Here is a 17,120-nt window from a genome sequence, read left to right as displayed (position 1 = left end):
CGAGAAAAGTCCCGAAAAACACCCAACATTTTCCGACCTTCCTCTCTAATCCATTTAACAATTCTTCGGGGTTGTCTTTACCCTTCCTTTACCCATATTGCGAATTTTCCGAATGTGTCTCGAATGAGACCAAAACAAAACCAGCAATCCCCCTTCAAAACCAAAAGAATTTCAAACCCATCAAAAACTAAGGAATAAATATAGATCTCCAGAAAAGGAATTACAATGCCAAGCCCAATAACATCAAAAAGAAGCTCATGCTGAAATGAAAGGGAAACACCCAATTAATCCCCCTATAAAAAAGATTAAGGGGTAAGATTAGCCTACCCATCGAAGCTAATTCTTACCCCAATCATCACATCAGTAACAGCATTTAAGGTACAAATACCTGCCACATAAAACAATCTTCGCTATTATGGGTTCAACAGTTCATAAACCCGCACATAATCTACTTGATAAACATTAGGGAAGGAGGCTTCATCAATGCCTTTTAATCCGCCCCAATTACCTCCGACTGCCAAGTTCAGCAACCAGTGGAACTTCTTGTCAAACGGCCATACCCCACTTCCTTTACCTTCATTGGGAAAGTGCAGGATCTGTTCGCCGTCCACAAAACCTCTGATATACTCAGGGGTCCAGTCCACACGGTATTCGTGGAATTCCGTAGTTGCATTTTGAATCTTCTTGATGGCCTCCTTTTGGGTGCCCTTAACATGGTTGTAATCTTCGGTATGCATGGTGATATGCACTACATCCGGTTCGTAACCCACATGTTCCAGGATATCAATTTCCCCAGAAGCTGGCCATGGTCCGTATGCCCAGTCGGTAGGCAACATCCATGCTGCTGGCCAAGTTCCTTTTCCAGCAGGAACCTTAGCCCTTACGACAAACCTACCATACAGGAAATCACCTTTTCCCTTGCTGATCAAACGGGTTGAGGTATAGTCAGCGCCTTCAAATTTTTCTTTTCTGGCGGTAATGCTCAAAATGCCATCGGCAATATTCACGTTCTCCGGACGGGCATTGGTATAATATTGCAATTCATTATTTCCCCATCCACTATCGCCTCTTCCTACGTCATAGCCCCATAGTTCGGTATTGGGCAGACCATCCTTATCAAATTCATCAAACCAAACCGGTGCCTCCGAATACTTGTATTCTTTCGGTTTTGGGGCCGGGGGAGGTTCAGGGATAACGATATTGTTCTCGTTCGACTTTTCTGAACAGGACAATAGTATAAGGATAGGTAAGATCCAAAAGCTCATATTTCTCTTCATTTTTAAATTGTTTATTAAATAAAATCGATCGCTGATTAGAAAGAACGTAAGGTCATGGTCCACCAAGCGTCTCCGCCGATGTTGACACCAACCTTCAGGATATCATAGCCAGCTCCATCTTTATTTTTGGTCATCTCCAATATATCATAAAGCACAAAGTCGTTCACTGGACCCGTTGCTGTCTCACCACCGTTATGTGCTTTCTTGACACCGATATGTGCCCCTTTGCCCACCAATCTCAATTGACCTAGCTTTTTGACGCCTGTTCCTTCCGTTACCGAAAATTTAAAATTCCCGGAATTCCACAAGGCTTGTTCACCTTTCAGGTTTGCTGCGGGTTCACAGCCGGTCGTTTTGTTCCCTAGGTAGCCATCGGCAAAGTAGTCGCCTTTGTTATCGTAGGCATAGGTTCCCTCTGCATTAAAGGAGAAGGTAAATTCATCATTGAACTCACAGGCTCTACCGGTTACTTCACCTGCACCGCTGCTCCACCAGTCGCCGTTATCGGCACCTGGGCCTACCTTGAAAGCTCCCGCTTGAGGGTTCAGCTTCCAGGTCTTCTTGGTACAGCTGGCAATAAAGCCCAGTGCGGTCTTGGCATCACAGGCATTCGGGTCGTTTTGCTTCACGGCAATAGGCTTGGTCACACTTGCCATCCCTCCCTGACCTACGACATCCAATTTCACGTCGTAGTTGCCTGCAAATATCAAGGCAACTTCTACTACGTCACCCGACAGTTTCTGTCCGCTGGATACGATGGTCCAGTTGGCAATGGTAGGGGTGTTGGTCGTGTTTTTCAGTTGTACACGGCCCGGTGCTATTTCCACCGCTTCAAAATTGGGCTGCGGTAGGGGATTCAAGCTGAGGTCATCTCCTTCTGGACGACAGGCGATCACGACCATTGAGAATAGCATGATCCTCCAGAGATTCGCATTAAATATTTTGTTATATATCGTTTTCATAATTCAGTCAATTATTTCGTGCCTCCGTATTCTTTGTTTTGCTCCAATTGGGTATTATCTAGCTCCAAAAGCGGAATGGGTAATACTTCATGCTTCCCAGCGACATATCCTCTGGCTGATAGAGCGGCTGCTGCATCTCCCCAACGCACTAGGTCGAACCAACGTTGCCCTTCTCCGGCCAATTCAAGCCTTCTCTCGCGCTTGATGTTTGCAAAGGTCGCTGTAGTCGCCGGAAGTCCAACCCTTGCTCTCACGGCGTTTAATAGGGCTCCTGCACGGGTGATGTTTCCATTGCCTCTGACCAAAGCTTCTGCTTCCAGGAGATAGGTGTCGGCAAGGCGGATATCATAGATGTTCTGTGGAAAATTAAGCTCGAACGTTCCGGCGCCTGTCCATCTGTTCGACTCTCTACCGGCATATTTTTCCAGGAAGTAACCTGTATCCATATAGCCCGGTGTGTAAGATGCTTTGCCTTCTGCTTGCAGTTGGTGCATATCCGCAACGGTGTATTGGTATCTAGGATCTCCCTTTAGCTGGTCAACAAGGCCATTGGTCAAGGGAAGGAATCCCCAGCCGGCAATATAGTCCGGTGCTCCTGAACCTGCCGCATATCCACGGGGACCGATCATGATATTCAGGATATTACCTTCGGTACAGTCGATACAGCCCCAGTCGCCAACGGAAGTGTTAGTAAAGGAGATTTCCATGATGGACTCGCTGTTGAATTTATTGCTCACCTTGAAGAGGTCGCCATAATTGGCCAATAACTTGTAGCCATATTTGCTGGTTTGACCGGGTTCGCCGTTCACTTCCCTGAATTGGGCAGCTGCCTCGGTGAACTTTTCTTGCTGTAGATAGACCTTGCCCAGTAATGCCTTTGCTGTGCCCTGTGATGCTCTTCCGGCCTCGGTATCTAAGTTTAAATTGATAGGTAGAACCGGGATGGCCTCCATCAGATCTTTCTCCATCGCAGCATAGACCTCCTGAGGTGCTACTTGTGGGGTTGCATAAATGGCATCTCCAACGAGCGGGCTCAGGATCAATGGGATATTGCGGAAGTAGCGAATAAGGTCAAAATAAAAATAGGCTCTCAGGAATTTCGCTTCTGCGGTAAACCTTGCCTTTTCATCATCGCCCATTGGGATCTCTGGCAATTTCTCCAGCAATACGTTGGCTCTCATGATTCCCATATAGCCTCGGCGCCAAAGATCCTCCTGCGGACCCACTGCTGGGCTTAGGGAATAGTTGGACCAAGCTTGGATATTTGGTAAATCTGAGGAACCACCGCCGCCAGCAAAATGATCGTCGGATGCCGCTGAGGTAGCCAATATTTTAGTGACATAGCTGGAACTCTGGAAACCCACCACATCATATACCGCAACCAGACCGTTGTAAGCCTCTTGTCGGTTCCTGTAGTAGTTCTCTTCTAAGTCCGTGCCCCTAGGTTTTAGTTCCAAAAAGCTATCGGAACAGGATTGCCCCAATAAAGAGAAAGCAATAAGTATAAGGAATAATTTATTATTTAATTTCATCACTAATCTAGATTAAAATGCAACATTTAGACCGAACATATATGACCTTGCTTGCGGATAGATGCCTCGGTCGATACTCATGATACCGCCACCGATTTCAGGGTCGTATCCTGTGTATTTCGTGAAGGTCATCAGGTTCTCAGCCATGGCATATAGCCTGATTTTTTGAAGTCCGATTCTTCTGGTCAGTTCCGAAGGGATGGAATATCCGATCTGAACGGTTTTCAGGCGGAAGTAGCTTCCGTCCTCCAAATAGAATTCGGAAGGATTCGTGAAGTTATTGTTCGCATCGGCATCCGTTAATCGCGGATAGTCGTTTGAACTGCCTTCTCCTGTCCATCTTCCCAAAGCTCGTGTAGAGTAATTGGCATTGTTGATGTCTAGCCTTCTTAACCCTTGGAATACCTTGTTTCCAGCGACACCTTGTCCGAAGATCAGGGCATCAAAATTATTCCACTCTAGGTTCAGGGTGAAACCGAAAGACCAGTTAGGTGTCGGATCGCCGATAAAGGTTCTGTCATTTGCGTCGATTGCGCCATTGCCATCTAGATCTGCCCATTTGAAATCTCCTGGACGTGCATTCGGCTGGATCAAAGCGCCTTCTGCGCTCTTGTAAGCTTCAATCTCTGCCTGATTCTGGAAGATACCCATGGTCTTGAATCCATAGAATGAGTTGAAAGCTTCGCCTACCATGGTACGGGTGATGTTGTAGGTCGATGCCTGGAAGCCAGCTCCGTTCAGGAAGCTCACGCCTGCACCGATATCGGTCACCTCATTCTTCAGGTAGGATGCATTTCCGTTCAAGGCGAAGTTGACTTCTCCTAGTCGGTTTTTGTAACCCAATTCCAACTCCACACCTGTATTTTTCATGTCCGCAACGTTGGCTGCAGGGTTTCCAATCGCCCCAACATAACCTGGGATACGTGGATTCTGTAAAATACCGGTCGTTACTTTATTGAACCAATCGAAGGTCAAATTGAAGTTCCTCAAAAAGGAAAGCTCCAAACCTATGTTGGCCTGACTGGTCTGCTCCCATTTCAGGTCTGGGTTTGATGGTGCATTCGGGCTATTTCCTACGGTATAGATGTCCGTCAAGCCGATGGTGTAATTACGTCCGCCACCGATAGTGGAAAGGAAGGCAAAATCACCGATGTTATCATTACCTACTACCCCATATCCACCGCGGATCTTCAACATGTTGATATGTGGGTTGTCGATTAGGAAATCTTCCTTGCTAACGACCCAACCTAATGAGAAGGACGGGAAGATACCGTACTTGTTATTGGCTCCAAAACGGGATGATCCGTCTCTTCTGATCAATCCTTCAGCCAAGTACTTTTCCTTGTAATTATAGTTTAACCTGGCAAATAAGGAAGAAACCGTATGTCCTACATTCTCATATCCTGATGAATTCTTTTGGTCTGCCGGAACGGTGTAGTTCAGGGAGGCATCATCAAAATTATTGACAGGAATATCAAAATAAGTTACGGCTATACCTCTCGCTCGGTTGTCATAGTACGCTCCTTGACCCACCAATGCGGAAATATTATGGTCTTGGATGGTATATTGATAGGAAATGGTATTCTCTAAGTTCCAATCAAAACCTCTATTCGTTCCTCGTGTAAAGTCGTTCTGTGCTCTCTTCATGACTGCATTCAGGTAATACACAGGTGTGAAGCTCTCATTTCCCCAAAAGGATAGCTTTGAACCTAAGGTGGAACGGATTTTTAGGCCTTTGATAGGCTCAATCTCGCCATATACATTTCCTACGATATTGTCTGACCATCCATGGTTGCCTAATCGGGTTTGGATGTAAGCCAATGGATTCGACATCTCCTGAGCAACGAATTGGGAAATACCGTAAGGGTTGCCGTTAGGATCGCGTGGAACCGCCTGTGACGCATAAGGTAAGCTTGGGTTATTGATCACCGATGGGTCGGTGATGATCAATGGCGTAGTCGGATCTAAGTTGATGGCCGATGACAATGGTCCACCGAACTCACTGTTCGTGTTCCCTACACCTTGTCCTTTTTCATGTGAATAACCAAGGTTTTGACCAAATTTCAACCATTTGGCAACCTTATGTTCCGAGTTTAAACGGATGTTTGTTCTTTTATAGTTGGAAATCTCTGAGGCTACGATACCATCTTGGCTCAATAGACCGAAAGAGGTGTAGAACGTAGAAACTTCGTTTCCTCCGCTGATGCTGAGTTCATGGTTCTGGCGGAATGCATTTCTATTGAAGATATGTTCTTGCCAATCTGTTCCTTCTCCTAATGAAGCCGGATCTTGGAATGGCAGCGCATTACCTGCAGCCAAAGCCGCCTCATTTCTCAAGGTTGCATATTCCGTGGCATTCAATAGGCTCAGTTTTCTAGCGGGAGCTGAACTGCCCAAGAAGGTGTTGTAATTGATACGGATCGCTCCCTGTGCACCTTTCTTGGTGGTAACAAGGATAACACCCGCAGCCGCTCTAGCACCGTAGATCGCTTGTGAGGAAGCATCTTTCAACACTTCGATAGATTCGATATCCGATTGGTTCAGGTAGCTGATACCGCCAGCATCAACAACGACCCCATCGACAACCCATAATGGGTTATTGTTTCCGAACGTTGTGAATCCACGGATCCTAATGGTGGATGAAGCTCCTGGTTCCCCGGAATTGGAAGCGATGGTTAGTCCGGATGCTCTACCTTGAAGGGACTGTTCCAATCGGGTAACTGGCATAGTCTCCAGGTCGCTGCCTTTAACACTACTGATAGCCCCGGTAACAACGCTCTTTTTCTGCGTTCCATACCCAACGACTACGATCTCTTCTAATTCGTCCAAGCCATCTTCTAACTGTACATTATAGACTCCAGATTGCCCTACTTGTATACTCTTGGAGAGCTTCCCGATTTGGGAGAACTTCACCGTGGCACTGCTGCCCGGAAACTCAAGGGTATACTGGCCCTCTAAATCAGTACTCGTAGCTTGTCTTTTACCTTCGACAGTTACCGTCACGCCAGAGATGGGTTCTCCAGTACTTGATGAGGTAACCTGTCCACGGATCGATAAAGTCTGCGCTTTCAGATCCGTCACAGAAATACACATGCAAATCAAGATGAATGCATGCAAAATTTTTAATCTCATAAAAGGAAAATAAATTAACATGGTGATATAATTGAAAAATCATGCAGGCTTGGTTATGGCCTTTTCATGATAAATCAAAGATATTGTGGGGAAGAATATTGTGTATTTTTTAGGTAAAACAATTACCACTACATCAGAGAAATTTTTGACTCATTCCATCAGTTTTGAACACTACAGCTACCCTACATCGGTATTGTTAACAGCTGATAATCAGCGCTGTATATTTACGGTTTCCCCTCAGTGCTATTTGTTCCGATTTTGGGGGTTCCGGCAAATATTTCCCTTACCTTAATTTGGTGTTTCAGGCTTCGCAAATTCCAAAAGGTAATTGTAGAGGTTGATTTCTGGGTCTATCTTCAGTTTTTTTCTAAGCCTATACCGACTTACTTCAACAGCCTTGGCTGTAACATGCATCAACTGGGCAATTTCTTTTGAGGACAGGTTCATCCTTAAGAATGCACATAGCTGCAGCTCTTTTTGGGTCAGGTCGGGATGCTCTTTCTTCAAGCGCAAAAAGAAGTTCTCGTTGGCATGATTGAAGTGTATATTGAATTTCTCCCAATCATCATTGGTCTGTTCTGCTGAACGGATGATCCGGGTCAGCTGCTTGAAATTGCTCTTCAGCTCCGCGTCTTTTATGCCTTCCATGGACCGGTTTATCCCTTCCTTAATCTTGCCAAGGGCTTCACCGCGCTGAATAATGTTCATGGTTAAATTGGCCAATTCCTTGTCCATATAGCCTATTTCAGCCTCCAGGTTTTGATTGCGTAACTTGATGACTTCCTTTTCTTTTTTCTCGATCTCCAGTTGGGTAAGCTGAAGTTCCTGCTGATGGACCCTTCTCAGTTTTTTACGCTGCATGGCCAAAATCCAGAATGGGAAGGAGATAAAGAAAATGGCATACAGCACATACATCAAGGGATGCAGGTACCAAGGTGGAGCAACGGTAAAGGCAATAGTCGCCTCTTCAGATTCATTGCCCACTCCATTGCGGGACTTGACCTTAAAGACATAGTCTCCTGGCCCTAGATTCGTGTATTCCTTTTCCCCTTTGTTGCTCCAAGAAGACCATTTTGTTTCCAAGCCATCCAACAGGTAACTGTATTCTACCTGCTCCTGCTGCTCATAATTTGTTGAGCTAAATTCAAAGTGGACGGTATTGAAAGCATTGGGGATTTTCCGGTCTTCAGCCGCAGTGCTACCATTTCCTCCGTATAGGACCTGTTCCTCTTTGGCCTGATTCGATATCTTGATCAACCGAAGCAATACATTAGGTTTGATGGCCTTCTCCAGATAACCTTTATAGTCTAGGAGAATCCCGCCTTTCTGCCCATTGATAAAGACATTCTCTAGATCATGTACATACACGGACTCAAATCCACCTAAGATCTTCCCATTCAACATAGGAAAGTGATTGAGAATGAATGGATGCTGCTTACTGCTTTTTGAATAATCCAGGACGCTCAACCGTTTATTGCTGACAAACCAGATATTGCCAAACTTGTCTTCCTTCATGTACTGAATAGGTAATCCATTTAATGCCGCAAAATCTGTTGATTTTACAAATTGATCGGCTTTTTCATCATACTCATAGATATAGTTGGGATTACAGACAATCACCTTGTTCTTGATAAAGAACAGATAGTTGTGGAGGATAGAGGACTCTGCCTCCGGAAGGGTATATGATTTTTCCTTGACGACCTCCTTGAAATCTTTCGATAACCATAGCTTCGACACTCCACGGTAGGGGTGGGATACCCAAACGGCATTTGCATTATCATCATAATGAATGAAACGCAGCGATTCATTGGACTTGTTGATATGGCCCAACTCATTAAAATTATTGCCATCAAACCCGATCAACCATAAACCCGCATAAGTACCCGCAATCAATCGCTCAAATGGCAGCACCCGCGTAGTGGCTTTGTGGAGCCATGTCCCGATGGATCTATAGATCGCATTCGCCTGATCGCCCTTGATCTCAAAACTTCCGTCCTCATGAGCCATCAAAAGCCTGCCATTGAATTCATTTAATGACCATACCTGTCCATCGCTATGCGCTATCTTTTTGAAATTAGCTTGAGACATGCCAATATCCCTTCCTGTATTGCCGTTGAGCAATTCGGTCGCATAAAGGCCATTTGAGGTTCCTATAAACAGGCGGCCACCATAAATTAAGTGCGAATAGGCGCTGACTGTTGTGTTTTGATCTGGCTGTATATATCCAACACTGCTGTTGATGGTGATATAGTCTATGCCATCATCGGTTGCTAGCCATAGATTGGAGTTTTTATCGGTAAATATAGCTCGTATATGATTGGTCTGCAGACCGCCCTTGTAGACGTAATGTTGCATCACATCCCCAGAAGCATTGATGATAAATAATCCTCCAGAATTGGTGCCTATTGCATATCGGTCATTCTCAAGATCTTGTAGACAAGAAATACGATAAGAATTGAGATTGGTATAGCCTTTAATAATTTTCGGGGCAAGCTGTCCATTGATATAAGTATACAGGCCGTTCCGAAGAGTAGAGATGAGGAGGGTATCCGCATTATAACTGACGATATCCGTAATCACATCAGAGGCAATGTCCGTAGATTTTAATATGGATTTCCAGATGCCATTTTCATACCGCATCAAGCCCATTTCGGCTTCATAGGCATACATATCACCCTTCACCTGTCCCAAGAACTGCCAGCTGCTCTTGGCCCGATCGACAATCATCTTGTCATGGCTGAGCCTAAAGATATACAGGGAGGTATGGAAGAAGATGTCATCTCCCAATATTTCCGTATGCCAAACATCGGAGAAAAACCGCTCAGATTCCTGTAGCTTCTCTTTCAGGGAATGGAAGACCAACATACCTTTATCATCACCTTCAAAATAACCAAGTTCATCCTGTCCACCTACATATATCCGGTCATTCTTGTCAATGGCCACCGAGCGAACCACAGTGGCATTCGGAAGTGGGTGAATCCGCCAGTTTCTGCCATCAAAGGATAGAAGACCTTCATTGTTCCCAAAGTACATGACCCCTTTGGAGTCTTGGGCCACACACCAATTCTGCAATCCCCCCTTATAGATGCTGCTTGAATAATTGAAAATCTGTGGTTTAGAAATGGTGCCCTGCGCAAAACTATCCAGTGAAATAAATAATAATATCAGAAATAGAAATCTAAAGCAATAGTTCATAAAAAAGTATTGGGGGATAACCTATAGGTTAAAATTCGCTATGTAATATTACAAAATAAATATTTAAAATGTTTGTTGCAGCATGCTATAGTACATAATGATGGATTCAAGGACATACTGAGGGATGGATTCCCTTCTGATTATGATCTTCCTTAAATTTCAAGGAAGTTAAAAATTATGCCTATCCTACCTTGCCAATAACTTCTGGATACTGCATTCAAACGCGTATATCCTTGCGTTCCATCGGCCATAAACGCCAAATCATTTCCATCAGCTGTATGGCCGTAATGGTAGCTTAGGCCCAAGAGTAACCTTACGTTTTGATGGACAGTCCACAAGGGTGATAGCGATGCTGCAACTTGATACCCTTTTGCGGTATGTTCAAAACTTTTTGGATGAGCAAATTGAGTCATTAGGTTCCAATTACCCTCTGCGCGATAGTTGATTTGATGATATTGTAGGTTTGTTTGGAAGGCTAGCCTTTCCATTGGCTTATAAATCATGTTGACACCTGCATATGGTCCCTTCCAATTTGTTTTATAGGAACTGTTTAACGTGTTGCCTCCCTGTTCGATTCCATCATCTGACAACCAGTAGGTATGCGAGGAAGTCTTATATCCAATCAATGGCTCTATATCAAAAGATTCACTTGGCTGAAAAGAATAAGATAGATGGCCATAAAAAGACTGGTCAGAGCCTTTCTTGTTTTTTATATGGAGTTGATAGGAAGGATTGGTTCGATTATCTCCCAAATAATCTATATCTGAAACATTGCCGCTTAGGGTCTTTCCAAAACTTCCTCCAGCTTCTATGGAGAAACTAGGAGTAAATTTAAATCGAGAAGCAAAGGCAAAGTCTGCAATGACCAACTCTGTCCACTTCAGCTCTGATTTGATATTGGGGTTCGTTCCTTCAAGATTTCCAGCAATGGACCAATCCATTCTTTCAAACCTTAATCCGGTTTTGCCCACAAAAATAAGCCTATCATTGGTTTGAGTAAAAGCCAATGAAGGAATAAGGATCCATAGAAAGGAAAAAGAAAGAGAAATGATTCTGTAATTGAGCATATATCAGGTTAACAAAAACACCAGTGATCCATTGGACCACTGGCTTTTTTGGGAATTTATTAATTCTAACTAATTATATGTAAAGGTTTCCCAAGCTTGCGGGTAATCCCGTTGGCAGGTCATTTCTTTTAATCCATTTTCTGAGGAAACATATTTTCCATTATTCCCTTTCAAGGCCACCTTACCATCAGGCATGACCTCCCAGGTGAATTTCTCCCAGTCACCGATGTTGTCTCGGCTACAAGTCATTGATTTAAGTCCGTTTTCGGAAGAAAGGTATTTGTTCATGCTGCGAAGAGCCACCTTACCATTTCCTGCATCAACCACCGTAAATTGCTCCCAAGCTTGTGCATTTGGTCTGTTACACATAACGGGATTTGTTCCGTTTTGTCCACTAACGAACTGATTATTGCTACCTTTTAGGGTAATGGTACGACCAATTGGAGATGAGGTATTATCCATCTTATAAACACGAACATAATCCACTTCCATTCTTCTAGGCCAGATATTTGGATCAGGATCACCTCCCCAATCTCCGCCTACAGCTAGGTTCAGGATAATGTGGAAATCGTGGTTGAATGGCCAAGAACCCCAACCTGTATAGTCGTTGTGTACCGTATAGTATTTATTGTTGTCGACAAAGAAGTCGATGCGGTCAGGAGACCATTCCACGGCATATACGTGATAATTCGAAGTCGCATCGCCTACATAGGTTTTTCCAGTGCGCTGGTTACCTATCCTGAAATAATAATCCCTGCTATGTACGGAACCATGGATATTGTTCTGGTCCTTGCCCACATGCTCCAAGATATCAATCTCACCACAGTTTGGCCACCAGTAATTGGTGGTATTGTTCCAGCCGTATTTAGTTTCATCATTTGGATAGAGCCAAAAAGCTGGCCATGTTCCCCAACCTGAAGGAATTTTAATGCGAGCTTCCATCCTGCCGTAGGTCCAGCCAGCCTTAGAGTTTAAGCGGCCTGAGGTGTACTCATGTCCATTGCCCCAATCCCTTCTTGCTTCAATGATCAGGTTTCCGTTCTCAACACGCGTGTTCTCAAGCCGATTGGTATAGGCCTGTTTCTCATTGTTTACTTGTCCTGGATTCCAGATGACATGGCTCCATTTCTGACTGTTGGGTTGGCCAGAGTAATTGAACTCATCAGACCATACCAAGCTGTAGGTAGCTGCGCGTGCAGTTGCTTTAAATTCTTCGACTTGGTTTTCAGTGATTGTAGTTTCCTTTTCGCAGGAAACCATTCCGAGCAATGTAAAGAGGGACATAGCCCATGTGATGCTCTGTGTCCATTTAATTTGAAAGATTCTCATAATAAATTTGGTTTATAGTTTAATTGTGATTTTCTTTATCATTGGTTATTCAAAATCCCTGGTCTATGCCGCCCGTATTCCCCAAGACGGATTAAAATTTCGAGATAGGAAAATCCATTATTAAAGTTCCAACAAAACTTTTATGCGAGAGTAAAATCAAGGCCCTACATTGTCACTACAGAATTAGGTTTGGAGAGTAAATTATAGGCTAATTACTCACACAAATTCACTACAGGTGTATTTTAAATAGCTGATTTTAAAAACGTTACGTTTTGTAAAATTTTTATTACTTCAACAGGGCTAGATAGGTCTTAATATAGTTTCATGTCTTATTTCTCACCCCTTCACACCCTTCAAATACTCCGAAGGAGTCTCCCCAAATTCTTTCTTAAAAGCTGAAGTAAAATAGGAAGACGAGGAAATCCCTACCCGATACATCACCTGCGTTATTGTTGTGTCCTCGCTCAGCAGGATTTGCCGGGCGCGTTCCATCCGGACCTTGCGCACATATTCTGATATATTATTTCCAGTGATTTCCTTAATCTTTTTATAGAATTTTGACTGGCTCATGCCCATTTCCCTACTCAAAACCTCCACCTTGAGGTGGGGGTCGTCCAAGTGCTTTTCTAAAATAGCCATAAGCGTATGCATAAAAACTTCTTCTCTTTTTTGCTGAACCATGGATAATGCAGAGCGTTGGAATTCTAGCATATATCTTTCTTTCTGGTTTTTTCCCAGCATAAAAAGATTCACAATGGTCAACCTGAGCAATTGCATACTGAAAGGTTTGGTCAGATAGACATTCGCCCCATGTGCCAGGCCTTCCAACCGGGTAGCTGTCTCTTCCTTAGCCGTCAGCATAATAATAGGGATATGGCTGTAGGCTGGAGTATCCTTCAAGGTTTGACAGAACGCCATTCCATCCATTTTAGGCATCATCAGGTCGCTTATGATCAGGCCAGGCAGCTGGTTTTCCATCATTTCCAAAGCCTGTTCACCATTTTCAGCCTCCAATATTTCGTAGTCCTGTTCCAGGTTCTCCTTGACAAAGGTTCGCAGTTCCCTGTCATCATCAATCAAGAGGATCCTTTCAGCACGAGGCAAATGCTTTTGAGGTTCGTTAACATTAATGCTCAAGTCTCCCTGCTTTGCGGAAAGCTGTCCTTCATTCCCCTTCGATCCTGGACTGTCTTGATATGAAATCTCATCTGGCCGATATTCAGATTTCCGATAGGGAATGCTCACAATGATTTCCGTACCGACATCCTTTCGGCTATATACATTGATATATCCGCGGTGGTGGCTCACCAAGCTCTTGACGAATGCAAGCCCTATTCCAGAACCCATATGTTCATTTGAAATCCTGTAAAAGCGCTCAAAGAGCCCCTTGGATGCTTCTTTATGGATACCGATTCCTTGGTCGGCAACCAGGATATGGCAATAATGCACATTGGGAAGGGCTTGGTTGATCTGTAACAGATGGTCCAATCCGGTCTGATGGTACTTAAGGCTGCTCAACAGTGAAATTCTGACCGTACTTTGGTCAGGAGAAAACTTAAAGGCATTGTTCAGCAGATTGAGCATGATTTTTTCAATAACTTTTCTATCGCAATAGGCGATTTTCTGGATCTGGGGTAGCTCGAGCTGCAGCGTCATGTTTCGCCGCAAGGCCAATTCCGCAAAATCCTCAGCGATGTCGCTCAGCAGGAGGTTCATATTGTTCCGGCTTACCTGCAAGGTCCGCAGACCACTTTCAATCTTTTGGAAATCCATGACTTCATTGATCAGACCAGCAAGGCGTTCCGCATTTTTTTCCATCAGGCGATGGCTTTTTTCTATATGCTGGTTGCTCCTTATGTTCTCCAAGGCACCCATGATCAGGGTAAGTGGCGCCTTAAATTCATGAGAAATATTGGTAAAGAACTGCGATTGTACATCATGGATTTCTTCCTGTTGCAAGCTCTTGAGCTTACGGATTTCCAGGTTGCGGTATAAGAGCAGGTAGAAACTGGCTATACCCAGCGCCAGGCTGGCGATAATCACCTTAAACCACCAACGCTGCCAAAAAGGAGGGAGGATATTGATCTTGATACTTTTCCCCGCTTCATTCCATACGCCGTCATTGTTCGATGCCTTGACCTTAAAGATATAATCACCCGGACTCAGGTTGGTATAAGTGGCCGACCTGACATCCTTAACATAATGCCAATCCTTGTCCAAGCCCAGCATCTTATAGGCAAATTGATTCTTAGGGCTAGCGATAAAGTTCAAAGCCGTATAGGCGATAGTGAAAGTTGCTTGATCATAGGCTAAGGTAATCTCCTCGGTTGCTGCAATCTGTTGGGTCAGTGGAGAATGTTCCTGATGGGGTTTCTGGCTTTTATGCGAAATTTGAAAGTCGGTAAAATAAATATCTGGGGCAACAAGGTTGGTCTCGATATGACCTGGGTCCAATACATTGAAGCCATAGTAACCTCCGAAAAGCAGTTCCCCAGCACGGGTCTTCAGGGCTGTATTAGGGCCGAATTCCATGCCTTGAAGGCCATCATTTAAATTAAAGTGCTTGATATCCTTGGTCTGCAGATGGTAACGGAACAAGCCGTTTTTACTGCTGATCCACAGATTTCCAAGATCGTCCTCCAGAATTCCCTGTATAGCTTCATCCCTCAAGGTTGACTCAGGAAACACAGGGACCATTCGATCAGCTGCTTGATCATACAGGAATAAACCCTCCTGACCAAACCACAGCCTATTTTTGCTATCCCTATAAATTACCCTTACAGCATTGGTAGACGCGGGATAATTTGGGATCTCTGCGAAATTATATTCCTTTAGGTTTTGGGTTTTTGGATCATAGCAATGGAGGATCCCACCATCTGCTCCTAGCCATAACTTTCCTTCTGCATCCTCCTCTATACTGTAATAACTCTGTTCCATGCCTATCTTCGGGTTATTCTGGTTTGTCCAATTGACCTTTTTGAAGCTGCTCTTTTGAGGATTAAGTAGATTTAGCCCGCCATTTGAGGTTGCAACCCAAAGGTTACCTTTGCTGTCTTCAAAAACCCGCCAAACGTAGTTGGAACTGATGGATAGCACATTACCGTCCTCATGCATAAACCGTTTGAACCTACCCGCCTTTCGATCAAACAAGTTCAAGCCACCACCCCAAGTACTGACCCATATATTGCCTTCACGATCTTTCATGATATGCATGACTGCATTCGAACCGAGGCTGTTTGCGTCCGTAGGACTGTGCCTGTAATAGCGGAATCGATCGGTTTTCCTGTCCCAACTGTTCAAGCCCCCTCCATCGGTCCCTATGAGGATGGTTCCGTCGCTATCCTCAAAAAATGTCTTTACATCCTTATAGCTTAAGTCCCGAAATGGAATCCCAACTCCGTAAAACTCAAAATTATCCATCAAGGGATTGAAATAACTTATCCCGGACCGATGAGTCCCTAGCCAGATATTTCCCTGCCTATCCTCAAAAATTGAGGATATGGTTTTTTGCGATACGCCATTTAGACTCCTGAGTGGATTCTCATAATGATGGAACCGGTCTTCCCTTTCTAGATATAGATTAAGACCGCCGTTTTCTGTGCCGATCCAAACTTGGTTTTGCCGGTCCACCTCCAAACTTTTGATCACATTGCTAGAGATGCTCCTGTTGTCCAATGGATCGTGGAAATATTGATGAACACGCTGATTGCCGGACTGTATTTTGAATACGCCTTGACCAGAAGTTCCGATCCAGATATTGCCATGCCGGTCCTCCTGGATGGCCTGTGCTTCCTTGATCTTGTCCAATAAGGGATAATGCTGCTCTGCCCGACTGATCGAGCCATTGGTGGCCTTAAGATAAAGACCATGTTCCCGCGTTCCTATCCACAGCCTGTTTTTCTTATCCACGTAAAGGAGCCCAAATTGATTCTTGGGACCGTCTTTGAGGTCTGGATGTTGGGGTATATACCTCTGGAATTTATGCTCCCTTTTGGAATGGGTAAATAGACCTTCATTACTGGATACCCAGAGCGTGCCCGCTTGATCTTCAACCAGCCCATGGATATTGTTACCGACCTTCGTCGAATTAAAGAAATAAGGTGTAAAGGTGTCGTCTAAGGTGTCGTAAAGGTTTAAACCATTGGAAGTAGAGACCCATAGCCGACCCTGTCGGTCGATGTACAGATCCTGGATGAAATTGTCACTTAAACTATGTGGGTCTTTATAGTTGTTCTTATATATCCGGAATTGATACCCGTCATACCGGTTTAGCCCATCCTCTGTACCAAACCAGATAAAGCCATCTTTATCCTGCACGATAGCTTCCATGGAGCTACTGGAAAGCCCGTCCTCAATGCTCAGCTGGCTAAACTTAATCCTTGTCTTGGTTTGTGAACTAACCCTCGATATGTGAATACAACTCAGGCATAGGATTGAAAAAAAGGTAAGGAACTTGTACATTTTTTTTTCACTATGAATTAGGATGGGTCATTTAAAAATAATGAAATTAAAATTTATTTAATAATAAATGTTTTAAACAGTAGTTTAAATTATCCATTGTATTTATTCCTTTTTTAGCCATTCACCAATTAATATAAACCAGCAGTTTGTTTCCTTATCTGTCGT

Annotated in this window: 8 protein-coding genes; all 8 read right to left on the bottom strand. The window is 44.1% G+C overall.

Going from position 1 to position 17,120, the window contains the following annotated elements:
- Window positions 1–413: 413 nt before the first annotated feature.
- The gene (locus RT138_RS12285; RefSeq protein ID WP_313190925.1) at window positions 414–1,277 is read right to left on the bottom strand and encodes a glycoside hydrolase family 16 protein; all 864 of its coding nucleotides are present in this window, start codon (window positions 1,275–1,277) and stop codon (window positions 414–416) included.
- A 35-nt stretch (window positions 1,278–1,312) separates the two neighbouring features.
- Window positions 1,313–2,239, bottom strand: a complete 927-nt coding sequence (locus tag RT138_RS12280) for a hypothetical protein (protein ID WP_313190924.1) — start codon at window positions 2,237–2,239, stop codon at window positions 1,313–1,315.
- An 11-nt stretch (window positions 2,240–2,250) separates the two neighbouring features.
- On the bottom strand, window positions 2,251–3,771 hold the full coding sequence (locus RT138_RS12275; protein WP_313190923.1) for a RagB/SusD family nutrient uptake outer membrane protein: 1,521 nt from the start codon (window positions 3,769–3,771) through the stop codon (window positions 2,251–2,253).
- 12 nt (window positions 3,772–3,783) lie between these two features.
- On the bottom strand, window positions 3,784–6,903 hold the full coding sequence (locus tag RT138_RS12270) for a TonB-dependent receptor (RefSeq protein WP_313190922.1): 3,120 nt from the start codon (window positions 6,901–6,903) through the stop codon (window positions 3,784–3,786).
- A 288-nt stretch (window positions 6,904–7,191) separates the two neighbouring features.
- Window positions 7,192–10,098, bottom strand: coding sequence for a triple tyrosine motif-containing protein (locus RT138_RS12265; RefSeq protein WP_313190921.1), 2,907 nt, complete (start codon window positions 10,096–10,098; stop codon window positions 7,192–7,194).
- Between the two features lie 152 nt (window positions 10,099–10,250).
- Window positions 10,251–11,165, bottom strand: a complete 915-nt coding sequence (locus tag RT138_RS12260) for a hypothetical protein (RefSeq protein ID WP_313190920.1) — start codon at window positions 11,163–11,165, stop codon at window positions 10,251–10,253.
- A gap of 69 nt (window positions 11,166–11,234) precedes the next feature.
- A complete protein-coding gene (locus tag RT138_RS12255; protein ID WP_313190919.1) occupies window positions 11,235–12,494 on the bottom strand; it encodes a family 16 glycosylhydrolase in 1,260 nt (419 codons plus the stop codon).
- Between the two features lie 336 nt (window positions 12,495–12,830).
- Complete coding sequence (locus RT138_RS12250; RefSeq protein WP_313190918.1) at window positions 12,831–16,955, bottom strand: two-component regulator propeller domain-containing protein; 4,125 nt, start codon at window positions 16,953–16,955, stop codon at window positions 12,831–12,833.
- Window positions 16,956–17,120 lie beyond the last annotated feature (165 nt).

This window comes from Sphingobacterium sp. (assembly GCF_032065005.1).
In the GTDB taxonomy this organism is placed as follows: Bacteria; Bacteroidota; Bacteroidia; order Sphingobacteriales; family Sphingobacteriaceae; genus Sphingobacterium.
Note: the sequence above shows the minus strand (reverse complement) of the source record. Positions and strands in the feature narration are given on the sequence as shown.

Excerpts from the sequence above, each read along its gene's own strand:
- RT138_RS12285 (WP_313190925.1), bottom strand. The coding sequence starts at position 1,277 with ATGAAGAGAAATATGAGCTTTTGGATCTTACCTATCCTTATACTATTG.
- RT138_RS12280 (WP_313190924.1), bottom strand. The coding sequence starts at position 2,239 with ATGAAAACGATATATAACAAAATATTTAATGCGAATCTCTGGAGGATC.
- RT138_RS12275 (WP_313190923.1), bottom strand. The coding sequence starts at position 3,771 with ATGAAATTAAATAATAAATTATTCCTTATACTTATTGCTTTCTCTTTA.
- RT138_RS12270 (WP_313190922.1), bottom strand. The coding sequence starts at position 6,903 with ATGAGATTAAAAATTTTGCATGCATTCATCTTGATTTGCATGTGTATT.
- RT138_RS12265 (WP_313190921.1), bottom strand. The coding sequence starts at position 10,098 with ATGAACTATTGCTTTAGATTTCTATTTCTGATATTATTATTTATTTCA.
- RT138_RS12260 (WP_313190920.1), bottom strand. The coding sequence starts at position 11,165 with ATGCTCAATTACAGAATCATTTCTCTTTCTTTTTCCTTTCTATGGATC.
- RT138_RS12255 (WP_313190919.1), bottom strand. The coding sequence starts at position 12,494 with ATGAGAATCTTTCAAATTAAATGGACACAGAGCATCACATGGGCTATG.
- RT138_RS12250 (WP_313190918.1), bottom strand. The coding sequence starts at position 16,955 with ATGTACAAGTTCCTTACCTTTTTTTCAATCCTATGCCTGAGTTGTATT.